Annotated in this window: 16 protein-coding genes; 10 read left to right on the forward strand and 6 right to left on the reverse strand. The window is 71.2% G+C overall.

Annotated elements, in window-relative coordinates; translation table 11 throughout:
* Positions 1 to 50: 50 nt before the first annotated feature.
* The 4 genes from AB0903_RS04590 to AB0903_RS04605 all read left to right on the forward strand — a co-directional run bounded on the left by AB0903_RS04590 (position 51) and on the right by AB0903_RS04605 (position 3,997).
* Positions 51 to 1,049 carry an ATP-binding cassette domain-containing protein gene (locus AB0903_RS04590; protein WP_366698943.1) on the forward strand — a complete coding sequence of 333 codons (999 nt, stop codon included), beginning with the start codon at positions 51 to 53 and terminating at the stop codon, positions 1,047 to 1,049.
* A gap of 3 nt (positions 1,050 to 1,052) precedes the next feature.
* Positions 1,053 to 1,832: an ABC transporter permease gene (locus tag AB0903_RS04595; protein WP_366698945.1), complete on the forward strand. Its 780-nt coding sequence runs from the start codon at positions 1,053 to 1,055 to the stop codon at positions 1,830 to 1,832.
* A 156-nt stretch (positions 1,833 to 1,988) separates the two neighbouring features.
* Positions 1,989 to 3,173 (forward strand): ABC transporter ATP-binding protein, encoded by a 1,185-nt coding sequence (locus AB0903_RS04600; RefSeq protein ID WP_366698947.1) that lies wholly within the window; start codon positions 1,989 to 1,991, stop codon positions 3,171 to 3,173.
* Positions 3,170 to 3,997, forward strand: a complete 828-nt coding sequence (locus AB0903_RS04605) for an ABC transporter permease (protein WP_366698949.1) — start codon at positions 3,170 to 3,172, stop codon at positions 3,995 to 3,997. Before AB0903_RS04600 ends, AB0903_RS04605 begins: the two co-directional genes overlap by 4 nt.
* A 12-nt stretch (positions 3,998 to 4,009) precedes the next feature.
* Here the strand turns inward: AB0903_RS04605 and AB0903_RS04610 are convergent, their stop codons facing one another.
* Positions 4,010 to 4,339 (reverse strand): ATP/GTP-binding protein, encoded by a 330-nt coding sequence (locus AB0903_RS04610; RefSeq protein WP_366698951.1) that lies wholly within the window; start codon positions 4,337 to 4,339, stop codon positions 4,010 to 4,012.
* 212 nt (positions 4,340 to 4,551) lie between these two features.
* On the opposite strand from AB0903_RS04610, the gene AB0903_RS04615 reads away from it, so the two are divergent.
* Complete coding sequence (locus AB0903_RS04615; RefSeq protein ID WP_366698952.1) at positions 4,552 to 5,583, forward strand: LLM class flavin-dependent oxidoreductase; 1,032 nt, start codon at positions 4,552 to 4,554, stop codon at positions 5,581 to 5,583.
* 85 nt (positions 5,584 to 5,668) lie between these two features.
* Here AB0903_RS04615 and AB0903_RS04620 read toward each other — a convergent pair whose 3' ends face one another.
* Positions 5,669 to 6,061 (reverse strand): SCO5389 family protein, encoded by a 393-nt coding sequence (locus tag AB0903_RS04620; protein ID WP_100109179.1) that lies wholly within the window; start codon positions 6,059 to 6,061, stop codon positions 5,669 to 5,671.
* 244 nt (positions 6,062 to 6,305) lie between these two features.
* Here AB0903_RS04620 and nucS point away from each other — a divergent pair, with 244 nt between their 5' ends.
* A complete protein-coding gene (gene nucS / locus AB0903_RS04625) occupies positions 6,306 to 6,968 on the forward strand; it encodes an endonuclease NucS (RefSeq protein WP_366698954.1) in 663 nt (220 codons plus the stop codon).
* A gap of 636 nt (positions 6,969 to 7,604) precedes the next feature.
* Here nucS and AB0903_RS04630 read toward each other — a convergent pair.
* The 3 genes from AB0903_RS04630 to AB0903_RS04640 all read right to left on the reverse strand — a co-directional run bounded on the left by AB0903_RS04630 (position 7,605) and on the right by AB0903_RS04640 (position 11,890).
* A complete protein-coding gene (locus tag AB0903_RS04630; RefSeq protein WP_366698956.1) occupies positions 7,605 to 10,004 on the reverse strand; it encodes an ATP-binding protein in 2,400 nt (799 codons plus the stop codon).
* A gap of 506 nt (positions 10,005 to 10,510) precedes the next feature.
* Entirely contained in the window at positions 10,511 to 10,834 is a 324-nt protein-coding gene (locus tag AB0903_RS04635; RefSeq protein ID WP_366698958.1) for an STAS domain-containing protein, read from the reverse strand.
* 207 nt (positions 10,835 to 11,041) lie between these two features.
* Entirely contained in the window at positions 11,042 to 11,890 is an 849-nt protein-coding gene (locus AB0903_RS04640) for a 3-hydroxyacyl-CoA dehydrogenase family protein (RefSeq protein ID WP_366698960.1), read from the reverse strand.
* A gap of 282 nt (positions 11,891 to 12,172) precedes the next feature.
* On the opposite strand from AB0903_RS04640, the gene AB0903_RS04645 reads away from it, so the two are divergent.
* Positions 12,173 to 12,745: a cob(I)yrinic acid a,c-diamide adenosyltransferase gene (locus tag AB0903_RS04645; RefSeq protein WP_366698962.1), complete on the forward strand. Its 573-nt coding sequence runs from the start codon at positions 12,173 to 12,175 to the stop codon at positions 12,743 to 12,745.
* Here the strand turns inward: AB0903_RS04645 and AB0903_RS04650 are convergent.
* On the reverse strand, positions 12,742 to 13,317 hold the full coding sequence (locus AB0903_RS04650) for a hypothetical protein (protein WP_366698964.1): 576 nt from the start codon (positions 13,315 to 13,317) through the stop codon (positions 12,742 to 12,744). The two genes, AB0903_RS04645 and AB0903_RS04650, sit on opposite strands and share 4 nt — an antisense overlap.
* Positions 13,318 to 13,469: 152 nt before the next feature.
* Between AB0903_RS04650 and AB0903_RS04655 the strand changes: the two genes are divergently transcribed.
* From AB0903_RS04655 to AB0903_RS04665, 3 genes are all read left to right on the forward strand, one after another.
* On the forward strand, positions 13,470 to 14,678 hold the full coding sequence (locus AB0903_RS04655) for a histidine kinase (protein WP_366698966.1): 1,209 nt from the start codon (positions 13,470 to 13,472) through the stop codon (positions 14,676 to 14,678).
* Positions 14,675 to 15,358, forward strand: a complete 684-nt coding sequence (locus AB0903_RS04660) for a response regulator transcription factor (protein WP_366698968.1) — start codon at positions 14,675 to 14,677, stop codon at positions 15,356 to 15,358. Before AB0903_RS04655 ends, AB0903_RS04660 begins: the two co-directional genes overlap by 4 nt.
* A gap of 300 nt (positions 15,359 to 15,658) precedes the next feature.
* Entirely contained in the window at positions 15,659 to 17,422 is a 1,764-nt protein-coding gene (locus AB0903_RS04665; RefSeq protein WP_366699218.1) for a glycoside hydrolase family 18 chitinase, read from the forward strand.
* The last annotated feature ends 113 nt before the right edge of the window (positions 17,423 to 17,535 follow it).

The following is a 17,535-nucleotide window of genomic DNA, read 5'->3' on the forward strand; positions in this document are numbered from 1 at the left end:
GTGGGGGGAACAGGGTGGCGCGGCACCGGCGGCGCCCGTAGCGTGAACGCATGATCGAGCTCGAGGGTCTCACCAAACGCTTCGGTACGAAGGTCGCCGTCGACCATCTCTCCTTCAAGGTCCGCCCGGGCGTGGTGACCGGCTTCCTCGGTCCCAACGGCGCGGGCAAGTCCACGACGATGCGCATGATGCTCGACCTCGACAATCCCACCAGCGGGAGAGTCCGGATCGACGGCAAGCACTACCGGGACCTCGAGGAGCCGCTGAAGTACATCGGCGCCCTGCTCGACGCCAAGGCGATGCACGGCGGCCGCAGTGCGTACAACAACCTGCTCTGCCTCGCGCAGTCCAACCGGATCCCGGAGCGACGGGTCGGCGAGGTGCTCGACCTCGTCGGGCTGACGCCGGTGGCACGGAAGAAGTCCAAGGGCTTTTCGATGGGGATGGGCCAGCGGCTTGGAATCGCCTCCGCGCTGCTGGGTGATCCCGAGATCCTGATGTTCGACGAACCGGTCAACGGTCTGGACCCGGAGGGAATTCACTGGATCCGCAATCTGATGAAAACCCTCGCGCAGGAAGGCCGGACGATCTTCGTGTCCTCGCACCTGATGAGTGAAATGGCCCTGACGGCCGACCACTTGATCGTGATCGGCCAGGGCCGGCTGCTGGCCGACACGTCCATGGCCGATTTCATTCGGGAGAACTCCCGCAGCTATGTCCGGCTGCGCTCGCCGCAGCAGGAACAGCTCCGGGACCTGCTGCACGCCGCCGGTATGACGGCCGTAGAGACCGGCAGCGGCACGCTGGAGGTCGACGGCGCGAGCACGGAGCAGCTCGGCGAGCTGGCGGCCGAGCACCGGATCGTGCTGCACGAGCTCAGCGCCCAGCGGGCCTCGCTCGAGGAGGCGTTCATGCAGATGACGGCAGGAGCGGTGGAGTACCACGCGCACTCGGGCCCCGACGCCCCGCAAGCCCCACCGCCGGACGCCGTCCCCCGGCCCGCCGGCCAAGGCGCCCCCCAGTGGGCCCCGCGCGACAAGGGAGCCTGACCGATGGCCTCGACACCCGCCGTCCTGCAGTCCGAGTGGACCAAGATCCGTACGGTCGCGTCGACGCGCTGGACGCTGATCAGCGCGCTCGCCGTGACGGTCGCGATGAGCGCAGCGCTGTGCGCCCTGATGAACGCGACGTTCGACGACCTGCCCGCCGCCGAGCGGCTGACCTTCGACCCGACGCTGATCAGCTTCTCGGGGATGGTCCTCGGGCAGCTGGCGATGGTCGTCTTCGGTGTGCTCGTCGTCGGCACCGAGTACAGCTCCGGCATGATCCGCACCTCGCTCGCCGCGGTGCCGCAGCGCGCCACCTTCCTCTTCAGCAAGATCACCGTGGCCGGTCTGCTGGCGCTGGTGGTGGGGATGGCGACCAGCTTCCTCACCTTCTTCCTCGGCCAGGCGCTGCTCGGTGAGTACGGCACGACGATCGGCGAGGAGAACGTGCTGCGCGCCGTCGTCGGCGGCGGCATCTACATGGGCCTGATGGCGCTCTTCTCGATGGGCGTCGCCGCGATGCTGCGCAGTTCCATGCTGTCGCTGGGCATCCTGGTGCCGTTCTTCTTCCTGATCTCGCAGATCCTCTCCGCGGTGCCGGGCGCCAGGGACGTCGCGCGCTACTTCCCCGACCAGGCCGGCGCGCGGATCATGCAGGTGGTGCCGAACGCCCTGGACAGCGGGGAGTCGCCGTACGGCCCCTGGGCGGGCCTCGGCATCATGGTGATCTGGGTCGCCGCGGCGCTGGCCGGCGGCTTCCTCGTACTGAAGAAGCGGGACGCGTAGGGCGCCGGGCGGGCCGGTCGGGAAGGGCCGTGACCGAGGCCCCATCGTTACGCCTTGGCCGCAACCACCGGGCCCCGGTTATCCTCCTAGGACTTACGGGGGCGTACGGCTGGACCGCCTGTGCCCCGACGACCCGAAAGTCGATGGGGCTGGAGAATGATCGAGGCAGTCGGCCTGACGAAGCGCTACGGCGCCAAGACGGCCGTGTACAACCTTTCCTTCCAGGTGCGGCCGGGCGCCGTGACCGGCTTCCTCGGCCCCAACGGCGCCGGCAAGTCCACCACGATGCGCATGATCCTGGGCCTGGACCGTCCGACATCGGGTCAGGTGACGATCGAGGGCCGCCCCTTCCGGCGGCTGCCGAACGCGCCCCGGCAGGTCGGCGCCCTGCTCGACGCGAAGGCCGTGCACGGCGGCCGCAGCGCCCGCAACCATCTGCTGTCGCTGGCACAGCTCTCCGGCATCCCGGCGCGCCGGGTGGACGAGGTGCTCGGTGTCGTCGGCCTGCACGAGGTCGCCAAGAAGCGGTCCAAGGGCTTCTCGCTCGGGATGGGGCAGCGGCTCGGCATCGCCGCCGCGCTGCTGGGCGACCCGCGGGTGCTGCTCTTCGACGAGCCGGTCAACGGTCTCGACCCCGAGGGCATCCTCTGGGTGCGCAACCTGATGAAGCAGCTGGCCTCCGAGGGCCGGACGGTCTTCGTCTCCTCGCACCTGATGAGCGAGATGGCGCTGACCGCCGACCACCTGATCGTGATCGGCCGCGGTCAGCTCATGGCCGACATGAGCGTGAAGGACTTCATCTCGCACAACTCGGCGGACTTCGCCCGGGTCCGCACGCCGCAGACCGAGCCGCAGCAGCGCGAGAAGCTGGTCTCCGCGCTGGCGGAGGCGGGCGGCCAGGTGCTGTCCGAGCCCGACGGCGCGCTGCGGGTGACCGGGCTGCCGCTTCCCCGCATCAGCGACGTGGCGCACGAGGCGGGCGTCCGGCTGTGGGAGCTGTCGCCGCACCAGGCGTCCCTGGAGGAGGCGTACATGCGGATGACGCAGGGCGCGGTGGACTACCGCTCCACCACGGACGAGAAGTCGGGTCTGATGCAGCAGCCGCCGATGGGGCACGTCCCGCCGCAGCCGCACATCCCCGACGTGCCGCAGCAGGGCTTCTACGCCCCGCCGCAGCCGCACATCCCCGACGTGCCGCAGCAGGGCTTCTACGCCCCGCCGCCGCCCCAGCCCGGCCAGAACCCGTACGCGGCGCCCGCAGCGCCCTCCGCTCCGGATGCCCCCGCCGCTCCCCCGGCCGCCGCCCCCGCCGACCTGACCAAGCCCGAGGACGCGCGATGAGCACCCCGTACCAGCAGCCCGGTTCATACGCCTCGCCGATCCCGGTGCGGGGGGCCCACTTCGGTGACGCGCTCGCCTCCGAGTGGACGAAGATCCGCTCCGTGCGCTCCACGATCTGGACGCTGAGCGTGATGATCGTGCTCGTGCTGGGCATCGGCCTCGCCGTCGCCGCCCTCGTCTCCGCCGCCGGGGAATCGGCCGAACTGGGCGACGAGTCCGTGCTCGGGATGGGCTTCTTCGGCATCCTCCCCGGGTCCATCTGCGTGATGACCCTGGGCGTGCTCACCATCTCGTCCGAGTACGGCACCGGCATGATCCGTACGACGCTGACGGCATGCCCGAGCCGGGGCCGGGTGCTGGCCGCCAAGGCCGCCGTGTTCTTCCTGCTTGTCTTCTTCATCACGACCCTGACGGCCGGCGTGGTGGCCGTCATGCAGAACGCGATGGTCGAGGCCGGGGAGCCGACGGGCGACGAGTGGCTGCGCGCCACGGTCGGTGTGGGGATCTACGTCGCCTCGCTCGGGCTGCTGGCCCTCGGGGTCGGCGCGATGATCAGGCACTCGGCCGGGTCGATCACGATCATGCTCGGCCTGATGCTGATGCCCATGGTGGCCGGGGTCTTCATGCTCGGATTCGACTCCATGTCCGGCGTGCGCGACTTCCTCTTCACCTACTCGATCCCGAGCCAGCTCATCGGCATCTACGGCGAGGCGACGGGTGGGGGCTCCGGCCCGCTCGGCTGGACATCCGTGTGGATCATGCTCGGCCTCTCGCTCGCGGCCCTCGGCGGGGCCTACGCGACCATGAGCAGCCGCGACGTGTGAGTCCGGCGCGGTTCAGTACCGCGGCGCGTTCCTGGACCGCTGCACCTTCGTGGTGCGGCGGTCCTTCGCGTTCCAGCACGCCTTGTGCCAGTGGCGCCGGTCGTCGACCCCGCCGTGGTCGGGCCAGGCCACCACGTGCGGCATGCCGGAGGGGATCTCCTGGTCGCATCCCGGGCACCGGTACCTCTTGCCGGTGGCATTTGCCCCAGCGACATGGCGCACCGACCAGTCCTCGCCCTGCCAGGACTCGCTGCTCCCGAAGCCGCCGTACCGGCCGGCTGCATCACCTGCTCGCTGAGTCGGCTTCTCGCCGCCTCGGGGGCGGTTGCGACGCGGGGACACGGGGCACCTCACGGGGCAGGACCGGACAGTTGCCCGTCAAGCGTACGGTCCCGGAGACCGGCGCCCGCCCCACGATGAGGACGGTCGCTCGCCGCACCGGCAGCGGTTACCGGAAAATCGCAAGAACTTCGCGCGCGGCCGTGCCTTTGGCACGTGTCAGGCGTTGTTGCCTGTGGGGGAGTGACGCGTCGGCCGCAAGGAGGCAGAAGGCGATGCGCGTTGGAACGTTCGTACTGGCGGCACAGTTCCCGGGCCAGGGGCAGGGGGAGGCACTGCACCGGGCGGTACGTACCGCCGAGGTGGCGGAGGAAGCGGGCCTGGACGCCGTGTGGCTGGCCGAGCACCACTTCGTACCCTACGGGGTGTGCCCGTCCGCGGTGACCCTCGCCGCGCTGCTGCTCGGCCGCACCCGCCGGATCCAGGTGGGCACCGCGGTGAGCGTGCTGCCGACCGCGCACCCCGTGGCGCTCGGCGAGCAGGCCGCGCTGCTCCACCTCACCTCCGGCGGACGGTTCGTGCTCGGGGTGGGGCGCGGCGGCCCCTGGGTCGATCTGGAGGTCTTCGGCACCGGGCCGGCGGCCTACGACAAGGGCTTCCCGGAATCCCTGGACCTGCTGCTGCGCTGGCTGCGCGAGCCGCGGGTGGGCGCCGACGGCGAACGGTTCGCCTTCCGGGAGGTCGCGGTCGTCCCGCGGCCCGACGAGCTGATCGACGGGCGGCCGGGCGGCCCGGAGGTCGTCGTCGCGTGCACGTCCCCGAAGAGCGTCGGGCTGGCGGCGGAGCGGGGGCTGCCGATGCTCCTCGGCATGCACTGCGGCGATGAGGAGAAGGCGGACATGACCGCCTTGTGGCGCAGGCAGGCACGCGCCGCGGGCCACTCGCCCGACCGGATCCGGGCGGCGGGCCATGTGTCGGCGGGTGTCGTCCAGATCGCCGACCGCACCGACGAGGCCACCGAGACCCTCGTCAAGGCGATGCCGGGGTGGCTGAAACAGGGGCTGGAGGCGCATGTGACCGTCGACGGCCGGCACCGAGCGATGCGCGACCCCGTCGCGTACACGGAGCTGCTCTGCTCGCTGCATCCGGTGGGGCCGCCGCGGCTGGCCGCCGACCGCCTCGCGGCGACCGCGGAGCGCACCGGCATCACCCGCTTCGCGCTGCTCGCCGAGGGCTCGGGCGACCTCGCCGCCACCGAGGAGAACGTACGGCGGCTGGGCTCGGAGGTACTGCCACTGCTCGGCTGAATCCGTCGCCGTCATGTCGAAGCTCAAGTGCCGCCGCTCCGACACCGGTCGACGGTCCCGCGGTGCGGAGCGGCAGCAGAAGACTTCAGCAGTCGCGGAGTTCGGGCGACTGGTTGAGCAACTGTCCCCGGATCGAGGTGAAGCGGGCGAGCCGCTCGTCGACCGAGGAGTCCAGCGGGAACACCGCGACGCGGTGGCAGTTCTGGAATGCCAGACGCACTCCGAAGTGCCGCTGAAGCGCTCCGCGAATGGCGTCACTCGCGAGTGCGCGCAGCAGCTGACCACGTGCCTGCTCGTCCGGCGGAGGCGTCTGGTTGTCGGCGAACTCGCCGCCGTCCACCTTCAGCTGAGCCACCAGAGAACTGATCATCTCCCATGCGTAGGGCAGGGAGGTCCGGACGCAGTCGACGAAAGCTGCTTCGTCGACCTCGCCTCGCTCGGCCTGTTCCAACAGCGCCGGTGAGACGTCGAGCGACATGGGTTCTCCTCTCGCGGCCCCGAGAAACGGGGCCTTACGGGCAGGGAGGGAGGAAGCAGACCGAACGGCGGCATACCAATGCAGTACGGCGACGCAGAGTGCACGGCCGACAACCTCCCGTCTTCCACGGTAAGTGCGCCGACTTGAGCGCACCAGGAGATTGGGAGCACAACCGGCCAAATAACGAGGGGCGCTTACGGGGCGAATCGCGCGGTGCGGCGTGAGTCGAGTAGCGTTGCGGACCATGCGTCTCGTCATCGCCCGCTGCTCCGTGGACTACGCCGGCCGGCTCACCGCCCACCTGCCCTCCGCCCCTCGTTTGATCCTGGTCAAGGCGGACGGCAGTGTCTCCATCCACGCCGACGACAGGGCATACAAACCGCTGAACTGGATGTCCCCTCCCTGCACGGTGAAGGAGGGCGACGACGGCGTCTGGACCGTGGTGAACAAAGCGGGCGAGAAACTGATCATCACGATGGAAGAAATCCTCCACGACTCGTCGCACGAACTCGGCGTTGACCCCGGCCTCATCAAGGACGGCGTGGAAGCACACCTCCAGGAGCTGCTCGCCGACCGCATCGAGACACTTGGCGAGGGATACAGCCTCATCCGCCGCGAGTACCCGACGGCCATCGGCCCGGTCGACATCCTCTGCCGGGACTCGGACGGCGCGACGGTGGCGGTCGAGATCAAGCGGCGCGGCGAGATCGACGGCGTCGAGCAGCTCACCCGCTACCTCGACCTCCTCAACCGCGACCCGCACCTGGCACCGGTGAAGGGCGTCTTCGCGGCCCAGGAGATCAAACCCCAGGCTCGCGTCCTGGCCACCGACCGCGGCATCGGCTGCGTGGTGCTCGACTACGACGCCCTGCGCGGCATCGAGGACGACAAGCTCCGCCTGTTCTGACCCACCACCGGCCCGGGGCCCGCTGCCCCGGCGGGGTCCTCTGCCCCCGGCCCGGCCCCCGCGCGTGGTGCGGCACGCGACCGGCGCCACGGGGGCGTGAGCCTCGCGACCGTGGCCGCGCCCACGGCACCGCCGGACGCAGGACTGGCCGCGACGCGGACAGGTCCATGGCGCCGACGCCGGCGTCGATTAACCCGCCGGCGACCGTGCCGCGCGCCGGCAGACGCGTCTCACAGCGCCGACGCACCTCGGCGACGCGTGTCCGACGTCAGCGCGCGGGAAGCATCAGCGCGGGTGGAGCGAGTCGCGGCCCCAGGCCCGTCGACTTCGGAGAAGGGGCGGGGCGGGGGACCAACCCCGCCCTTGGCCTCTCGTTCGGAGCTTGCCGGGCTCGCGCGCCCTGGCGCCCCACCTCGCTGCGTTGCCGTCGGTCGCCGGGACTCCGCCATGTCTCCCTCCTCCGCTTCGCGACGCACGGCACCGGACCGCACTCCCTGATCCGGCCTCTGCCACGAACCATCGTTGCTCCGGCAGCCCGGGGCCACCTGCGGTGGTCGGACCCCGGGGGAAGTCGGCGGCACGCGGAGAGAACTACCGAAAGATCTTTGACCGGGGTCACTGGCCGGTCGGTGCGCGTCAGATGATGGGCGGGGACTCGGAGCCCGAGGGGGCTCCGCTCAGGGACGTCCCGGTGGAGACAGACGGACTCGCGGCCGAGGTCTCGCCCGCAGGCTCGCTTGAGGTCGGGGTCGGCGAGGTCGAAGTATCGGGCGTCGGCTCCTCGGGCTGCGACTCGGAGACCGAGGGGCTCGGCGACGTCCTGGTCGGCGTCGGCTTCGGGCCCGGCTTCGACGGCGAGTCCGCCGGAGTCTCCGGCCGCGACGAGGTCGGGGACGGGCTCCGGCCCGGTGCCGGAGCGCGGTCCGTCGAGGCCGGCGGCGTGGCCGGGGTCGCGGAGTCCGTCGGCTTCTTCGCGTCGTCCTGGTCCTCGGACGGGTCGTCGGACGGATCCGCCGTCGGTTCGTCGGCGATCCAGTCGTCGTCGACGTCGTCCTCGTTCACGTTCTGCCCGTTGCGTACGCTGCCGCCGGGCGGCTCCTCCTGGTCGGAGGTCATGCCGAGTGTGACCACCGTGCCGAGGACCGCCGCGAGCAGTGTCCCCGCGCCCGCCGCGACGAGGTTGCGGCGGGCGCCCCCGAGGAGCGCGGCCACGCGCCGCCGGTCCGCCGGGCGGTCGGCGGGGCCGTCCGACGGAGCCGACAGGGTCACGGCGGCCGTGTCCTCGGCCGCTTCCGTCCGCGGCAGCCGCTGCGTCAGCGGCAGCCCCGGTACTCCCCTCGGAGGAGACACGGGCCCCGCGTCGCCCAGCGCGACGGGCGGCGCGGGCGTCAGCCCGGACTCGCGGTCGGCGACGAGCGCGAGGGCCCGGCGCCCCGCCACGGTGCCACTCTTGTCGGCGAGCGCGCCCCGCATGCCGATGGACGTCTCGAGCTCCGCACGGGCCCGGTCCAGGTTGCCGGTGCAGAGCGCGAGGATGCCCAACTCGTGGTGGAAGTACGCCTCTTCCGCGACTTCTCCGGCGATCCGGGCGGCTTCGGAGCCGACGCGCAGAGCGCGCTCCCAGCCCGTCCAGTGCCGTCCGGCCGCGAAGGCGGGCGCGGCGTTGCGGGCGAGGAGCACCGCCGTGCTGGGGTGGCCCGACTCGCGGCCCGGCACCAGCGCGCTCAGCGCGGCCAGGACGGCGTCGGCCTCGGACACGGCCCGCTCGGACGTGACGGAGGGGTGCCCGGCCCACCAGGCGTAGTGCTGGGCGGCGGTGTGTGCGTGGCCGACCGCGTCCTCGTCGTAGCCCTTCTCCCGGAGCTGGGCCATCACGCCCGCCGCCAGCCGGTAGCGCGGGCCGGCCGGGGAGAGGAGTCCGCAGTTCATCAGTTCGCCCAGTGCGGCATCCGCGTGGGTGTCGCCGACGAGCGCCGGAAGGTGCGCCTGGTGCGGGACCTCGCCGCCGAGGGCGACCGCGATCCGCAGGGTCCGCCGGGCGGAGTCGCTGAGCCGGGACGCGAGCAGCGGGGCTGGAGCGGCCCCTTCACCGAGCGTCGGCAGGGGTACGTCCTTGCCGCCGGCCGCCGCGAACGGCGCGAACTCCTCGAACGCCTCCGGGTCGGCCCGCAGCTCGTCGCACTGGCGCAGCAGCGCGGCGGCCTGGATGAACCGCAGGGGCAGTCCTTCCGACTCGAACCAGAGGTCGCCCGCCCAGTTGGACTCCTCCTCCGTCAGCGGCCGGTCCACGGTCTGCCGCAGCAGGTCGAGCGCGGCGGAGCGGCCGAGGCCGCTGAGGAAGACCTCCTCGAGGTGGGAGTCGGCGGTGGGGGCGGGAACGTCGGGGGTGGCGGCCACGAGGAAGGCGCATTCCGGAGCGGCGACGAGCAGTTCGTCGAGGCCCGCGCCGCCGAACTCGAGGTCGTCGAGGACGACGACGGCTCCGATGTCGCGTACGAAACCGCCGAGCGCGTTCCGGTCGGGGCGGTGCCCGGGCGCGTCGTAGACCGCCGTGAACAGCTCCTGGAGCAGCTCGGCGGGGGTGCGGTGGCAGCCGTTGAGGCGTACGACTCCGTCGGGCGCGAAGTCGCCGCACTCCGCCGCCACGGCGTCGAGCAGGGCGGTGCGGCCGGAGCCGGCCGGGCCGGTGAGCCGGACCGAGCGACCGCGGCCGAGAAGCCGTACGAGGCGCTCCCGCTCCTCGTCGCGTTCCAGCAGCGGCGGCCTGGGCGCGGCCGGGCCCGGAGGTACCGGCGGCTGCGCGGCGCGGAGGAGCTCGGCGCGGTCGACCGCGCTGCGGCGGGTGGGGCGGCCGGGCTGCTCGCCGGGCGGGCAGGGTTCGATCTCGCTGCCGTCGACGGGGTTGACGGTGAGCAGGAAGTCGCCGGTGACGAGTTGGACGGTACGCCGGGGCGCGGGCGCGGACTGCGCGGGCGTGATGGCGTCGCGCGGCGGCCGTGCCGGTCCGGTGCCCTCGCCGAAGCTGTCGTTGTCCATCGTCAAAAGCTCCCAGATAAGGTTCGCTCGGCCTGCCGCAGCCAAGATGAATGCGCTCTCGGTGCCGAAGCCGCGTGCGGTGCCTTCCCGGCCTTCCTGCACGCGCGCCGCCTCGGTCCGGAGCGCACCTCGGAGGACTTTCGACGAGTCGTCGAAAGGGCAGGCGATCGAACCCTAGACGTTCGCCACTCATCGCGAAACCTTCGGGGTGCCGCTTGGTCCCCGACGTCACGGTCTCAGGAGGATTGCGCCGCTCGCCCGGTTGGTTCCGCCGTCACACCTGACGGGCCGATTCATCCGCCGCGGCCACGGCCCGCACCGCGTCATCGGCCGTACGTTTCACCAGCCGCACGCTCCCCACACCGGCGGCGGACTCCACCAGCCGCACGCTCCCCTGCCGGCCGCACGCCCACGCGGCCATAGGCACCGCCTGCTGTAGCGGGACCGCCTGCCGTACGGCACCGCCCGCCGTAGCCGCGCCGCCCGCTCGGGACCGGGCGGCGGCGTCACACCCGCGGAAGCGATTCCGCCGCGAGGCCGCCCTCGATCGCGAGGATGCGGTGCAGCCGGGTGGCCACGAGAAGCCGCTGCATCTGCGGCGGCACACCGCGCAGCACCAGTCGGCGGCCGCATCGGCCGGCCCGCCGATGCGCACCCATGATGACCCCGAGCCCTGTGGCGTCCCAGGAGTCGAGATGGGTCAGGTCGAGCACCAGGTCGCCGGCTCCGTCGTCGACGGCCGAGTGCAGGACCGTACGGGCGTCCGCCGCGCTGCGGACGTCGAGGCGGCCCCCGACGACCAGCTCGACATGGTCGCCCCTGATGTGCATATGCGCTCCCCGAGTGTGCTTCCAGTGCCCCGTGTCGGCCCGTGCCGGCCGGTATCTGCTGTGCGGCCGGCCGTTCTTCTTCTGTTCTTCTCCGTCTTGCAACAACTGACTGCCGCACAGGCGGAGGAGTTGCTACTTGTAAGCGAACCGATACCGAATTCACCCCGGCGGGTGATAACGAACCGGTCGATAACGCCGGAGTCGGCGTCAGTGCTTGTAGAAGCCCTGCCCGCTCTTGCGCCCGATGTCACCGGCGTCCACCATCCGGCGCATCAGCTCCGGCGGCGCGAACTTCTCGTCCTGGGACTCGGTGTAGATGTTGCTCGTGGCGTGCAGCAGGATGTCGACGCCCGTCAGGTCGGCGGTGGCGAGCGGTCCCATGGCGTGCCCGAAGCCGAGCTTGCAGGCGATGTCGATGTCCTCGGCGGTCGCGACGCCCGATTCGTACAGCTTCGCGGCCTCGACGACGAGCGCCGAGATGAGGCGGGTGGTGACGAAACCCGCGACGTCGCGGTTGACGACGATGCAGGTCTTGCCGACCGACTCGGCGAACTCCCGCGTGGTGGCCAGGGTTTCGTCGCTCGTCTTGTAGCCCCGCACCAGCTCGCACAGCTGCATCATCGGGACGGGCGAGAAGAAGTGTGCGCCGACGACACGCTCGGGACGCTCCGTCACGGCCGCGATCTTGGTGATCGGGATGGCGGAGGTGTTGGAGGCGAGGACGGCGTCGTCCCGTACGAGCTTGTCGAGGGCACGGAAGATCTCGTGCTTGACCTCGAGCTTCTCGAAGACCGCCTCGACGACGATGTCGGCGTCGGCGACGGCGTCAAGGTCGGTCGTGGTGGTGATGCGCGCCAACGCCGCCTCGGCGTCGGCGGCTTCGAGCTTCCCCTTGGAGACGAACTTGTCGTAGGACGCCTTGATGCCGTCCTTGCCGCGGGTCAGAGCCTCGTCGGTCACATCACGCAGTACGACGTCCCAGCCCGCCTGGGCTGAGACCTGCGCGATTCCGGAACCCATGAGTCCGGCACCGATGACGGCGAGCTTCCTGGCCACTGCGGCACTCCTTAACGGCCTCAAGGGCCTTAACGACTGTTTACATGTGCGCTCTCTGCCGGAGATTAGCGTCCGTGAGGCACCCGTGTGACCGCTAAGAGATGCGCGTCACGTCCCACATGGCGGACATCACACCGGGACGGGCCGCGAAGGGGCCCGGACGGGCGGTACGGGGCGGTCGGCACGGGCGGGGCAGGCCCCCGGGCGGTCGGGCGCGCGGCGCAGCCGTGACGGCCGGCACACGTGCCTTCCGCCGGGCCGGAGCGTAACTAGGCTGATGGCATGGTCAATCTGACGCGCATCTACACCCGTACCGGCGACCAGGGCACCACCGCCCTCGGCGACATGAGCCGCACCGCCAAGACCGATCTGCGGATCTCCGCGTACGCCGACGCCAACGAGGCCAACGCGGCCATCGGCACGGCCGTCGCGCTGGGGCACCTGGACGAGGAGGTCGTGAAGGTCCTCGTCCGCGTGCAGAACGACCTGTTCGACGTGGGCGCGGACCTCTCCACACCGGTCGTGGAGAACCCGGAGTACCCGCCGCTGCGCGTCGAGCAGTACTACGTCGACAAGCTGGAGGCCGACTGCGACCGCTTCCTGGAGCAGCTGGAGAAGCTGCGCAGCTTCATTCTTCCGGGCGGCACGCCGGGCGCCGCGCTGCTGCATCAGGCGTGCACCGTCGTACGGCGGGCGGAGCGCTCGACCTGGGCGGCCATGGAAGTGCACGGCGAGACGATGAACGCGCTGACGGCTACGTACCTCAACCGCCTCTCCGACCTCCTGTTCATCCTGGCCAGGGTGGCGAACAAGGAGGTCGGGGACGTGCTGTGGGTGCCCGGCGGGGAGCGCTAACGCTCGACGCGGGCCGGTTCGCGTTCGGCGGCGGGGGCCGCCGGGGACTTCTTCGGCCAGATCGCGTAGCTGAGCGCGATCAGACCGTGGATGCCGGCCACGCGCCAGGCGCCGTACATCCAGGTCCGCAGCGATTGGCTCTGCCCCGCGTCGCCCACGTACCAGATCGCGATCTGCAGCAGAGCCGTCGCGACGGCCGCGGCCACCAGCGTGCCGAGCCAGATGCCGCCCTCGTGCCGCGCGCGGGCCATGCCGTGGCGCGGCGGCTTCTGCGGGGGCGGGCCGCCTGCGAGACGGTGGGCGGCGTGGCGGTCGAGCCATGTGACGGTCCGGTGGCCGTGGCCGACCGTGTAGCCGATGTACAGCGCGGCCAGGCCGTGCTTCCAGCTCGGGTCCGCGCCGTTCCTGAGGTCGATCGCCGTGACCACCAGCAGCAGGACCTCCAGCAGCGGTTCGCACAGCAGCAGCGCGGCACCGGTGCGGGGCATCTTCAGCAGGTACCGGACGGCGAGACCCGCGGCCAGCAGCACCCAGAAACCGATCTCGCAGATCACGATCAGCGTGACGATCACGACGGCTCTCCCTTCGTACGTTTCCAGCCTCCCGGGCGGCGCGGGCGGTTTCGTCGTCGCCGGTGACGAAAGCCGTCTGCATCGTTGGATGTACTGGGGGCTCACCCCGTGCGCCGAGGCGTCCGGGCGCCGGTGCCGTGTTTGATGGACGGGTGACGTTCCCCCGCCCCCACCGTGACGACTGGCTCGCCGCCGCCGCCGGTCTGCTGGGCGGCCTGCTGCTGTACCGCCTGGGGCTGCACAGCCAGGGAGACTCCCGGACGCCGCTGCCGACCTGGGTGACGCTGGTGCCGCTCATGGTGACGGCGTTCCTGGAGCTGCTGCGCCGGACCATGCCGCGCACGGCGCTGCTCGTCGGCACGGCGGCAGTCGTGGCCGACCAGTTCACCAGCGGCAGCATCGCGACGGTCCTGATGTTCGCGGATCTCGTGTACGCGGCCGTCGTCTACGGCAGCCCGGCTTCCGCCCGGCGCATCCCGGTGGTCACCGCGATGGTCACCATCGCCATGACCATCGGCTTTCTGGCCTGGTTCCGGGACGCGGCCGCGCTGCTGGTAGGAGTGGTCACCGGTCTGGTCTCGTTCTTTCCCGCCGCCACCGGTGCCATCGTGCGCAACCACCGCGAGGCGGCGATCGCGGCGCGGCTGCGGGCCGAGCAGACCGCGCTGCTCGCGGAGACGGACCGCACGCAGGCGATCGCGGCAGAGCGCGCCCGGATGGCGCGGGAACTGCACGACCTGGTCGCGGGCCATCTCTCCGCGATCGCGATCCACTCGACGGCGGCGCTGTCGCTGGACGACGAGGCGACGACCAGGCAGGCGCTGACCGTGATCCGTGAGAACAGTGTCGAGGGGCTGGCCGAGATGCGGCGGCTGATCGGGCTGCTGCGCGACAGCAGTGGTGACGTGGAGCCTGCGGCCGCGCCCACCCTGGCCGGTCTGGACGCGCTGGTGGAGCAGGCGAGGACGAACGGCAGGCAGAGCGGGCTGGCCTTCGTGCTGCACGACGGCCGGGAGAACGGCGGCCGGCTGCCGGCGCCCGTGGAGCTCGCCGCCTATCGCATCGTCCAGGAGTCGCTGACCAACGCCATCAAGCACGCGGAGTCCGGCGAGGTGCGCGTCGAGGTCTCCGGGTCGCCGCGCGGTGCGCTGCGGGTGACGGTGACCAGCCCGTTCGGGCGGCGCCCTGGGCCGCGGGCGCCGGGGTCGGGGGCCGGGCTGGTGGGCATGGAGGAACGGGTGGCACTGCTGGACGGAACGTTCGAGGCGGGCCCCGCCCCGGGCTCCGGGGGCGGGCCCGAGAAGATCTGGTGCGTACGGGCGGTACTGCCCGTGGTGAACGACAAGGAGCCCTCTGCATGACGGCGGAAGCGGATGACGCACAGGACACGCCCCCGATCCGGGTGCTGGTCGCGGAGGACCAGAGCGCGGTACGGGCGGGATTGGTCCTGATCCTTCGCAGCGCGCCGGACATCGAGGTGGCCGGGGAGGCCGCGGACGGCGAGGAGGCGGTGCGACTGGCCCGCGAACTGCGCCCGGACGTGGTGCTGATGGATGTGCAGATGCCCCGGCTGGACGGGGTGTCGGCGACCCGCCAAGTGGTGGCGGAGGGGTTGGCCGACGTGCTGGTGCTGACCACCTTCGATCTGGACGAGTACGTCTTCGGGGCGCTGCGCGCGGGGGCGGCGGGCTTTCTGCTGAAGAACACCGACGCGGGCGACCTGTTGCGGGCGGTGCGGACCGTGGCGGGTGGCGAGGGGCTGATCGCTCCGGCGGTGACCCGGCGGCTGATCGAGGAGTTCGCGGCGCCCCGGCCCGTACGGTCGGCGAACGCTGCGGACCCGGCGGTCCTGGAGGCGCTGACACGGCGGGAGCGCGAGGTGCTGTCGTGCCTCGGCCAGGGGCTGTCGAACGCGGAGATCGCGGGGCGGCTGTCGATGGCGGAGGCCACGGTGAAGACCCATGTCAGCAGGCTGCTGGGGAAGCTGGAGCTGCGCAGCAGGGTGCAAGCGGCCGTGCTCGCTCAGGAGTTGGGGGTCTGACACCGCCTCGGACGCGCTTCGGGCACCGCCTCGGGCACGCCTCGGACGCGCTTCGGGCAACAGGGGTGACACCTTTGGTCTGGACCTATTGACGATTGGTCCAGACCATCCTAATCTCCACCGAGCACGCTGCGACGAGCCACGCCGCGTGCGCCAGTGCACGGACCACCCCTGACATGTCCGCACTCCACTCGAGGAGCATCCTTGAGCACTCAAGCGCCACAAACCCCCCGCACCAGACCGAGATTCACAGCCAGGGCAACCGCCGGCCTGACCGCGTTGTTCCTCCCCCTGGCCGCGATGGTGGGCCTCGCCTCCCCGGCGGAAGCCGCCACCTCGGCGACCGCCACCTACGTCAAGTCCTCCGACTGGGGCACCGGTTTCGAGGGCAAGTGGACGGTGAAGAACACCGGCACCACGACGATCAACTCCTGGACCGTCGAGTGGGACTTCCCCTCTGGCACCAAGGTCACCTCCGCCTGGGACGCCACCGTCACCAACTCGGGCAACCACTGGACCGCCAAGAACACCGGCTGGAACGGCACGCTCTCCCCCGGCGCCTCCGTCTCCTTCGGATTCAACGGCAGCGGCTCCGGCTCGCCGTCCGCCTGCAAGCTCAACGGCGCCTCCTGCGACGGCGGCAGCGTCCCCGGTGACAACCCGCCCTCCGCCCCCGGCACCCCCACCGCCTCCGACGTCACCGACACCTCGGTGAAGCTGAGCTGGGGCCCGGCCACCGACGACAACGGCGTCAAGAACTACGACGTCCTGCGCGACGGCGCCAAGGTCGCCACGGTCACCGGCACCACGTACACGAACACCGGCCTGACGGCCGGCACCGACTACTCGTACACGGTCCAGGCCCGCGACACCGCGGACCAGACCGGACCGGTCAGCGGGTCCGTCGCGGTCCGCACCACCGGCGGCGGCGGCCCGGGGCCCGGCCCCGGTGACAAGGTCAAGCTCGGCTACTTCACCAACTGGGGCGTCTACGGGCGCAACTACCACGTGAAGAACCTGGTGACCTCCGGGTCGGCCGAGAAGATCACGCACATCAACTACGCCTTCGGCAACGTCAGCGGCGGCAAGTGCACCATCGGTGACGCCTACGCCGACTACGACAAGGCGTACACCGCCGACCAGTCCGTCGACGGCAGGGCCGACACCTGGGACCAGCCGCTGCGCGGCAACTTCAACCAGCTCCGCAAGCTCAAGGCCCAGTACCCGCACATCAAGGTGCTGTGGTCGTTCGGCGGCTGGACCTGGTCCGGCGGCTTCGGCCAGGCCGTGCAGAACCCGGCAGCCTTCGCCCAGTCCTGCTACGACCTGGTCGAGGACCCGCGCTGGGCCGATGTCTTCGACGGCATCGACCTGGACTGGGAGTACCCGAACGCCTGCGGTCTGAGCTGCGACACGTCCGGCCCCGCGGCCTTCAAGAACATGATGCAGGCCATGCGCGCCAAGTTCGGTGCGAACAACCTGGTCACCGCGGCCGTCACGGCCGACGCCTCGTCCGGCGGCAAGATCGACGCGGCCGACTACGGCGGCGCTGCACAGTACATCGACTGGTACAACGTGATGACGTACGACTTCTTCGGCGCCTGGGCCAAGAACGGTCCGACGGCCCCGCACTCCCCGCTCACCTCGTACCCGGGCATCCCGCAGGCCGGCTTCAACTCGGCCGAGGCGATAGCCAAGTTCAAGGCCAAGGGCGTGCCGGCCGCGAAACTGCTGCTCGGTATCGGCTTCTACGGACGCGGCTGGACCGGTGTGACCCAGTCCGCTCCGGGCGGCACGGCGACCGGGCCGGCCCAGGGCACGTACGAGTCGGGCATCGAGGACTACAAGGTCCTCAAGAACAGCTGCCCGGCCACCGGCACCGTCGCGGGCACGGCGTACGCGCACTGCGGCACCAACTGGTGGAGCTACGACACCCCGGCGACCGTCACCTCCAAGATGAACTGGGCGAACAACCAGGGACTCGGAGGCGCGTTCTTCTGGGAGTTCAGCGGTGACACGGCGGGCGGCGAGCTGGTCGGCGCGATCAACAGCGGCCTCGGATAAGCCGGCGCCCCACTGAACGGCGAAGCCCGGGAGAGTCACCTCTCCCGGGCTTCGCCGTGCACGCTCATACGGCCCGGCGCAACGTCACGCGGTACGTTGCGGCGCCGTGGGCG

The organism is Streptomyces sp. NPDC048389, from assembly GCF_040706335.1.
Lineage (GTDB): Bacteria > Actinomycetota > Actinomycetes > Streptomycetales > Streptomycetaceae > Streptomyces.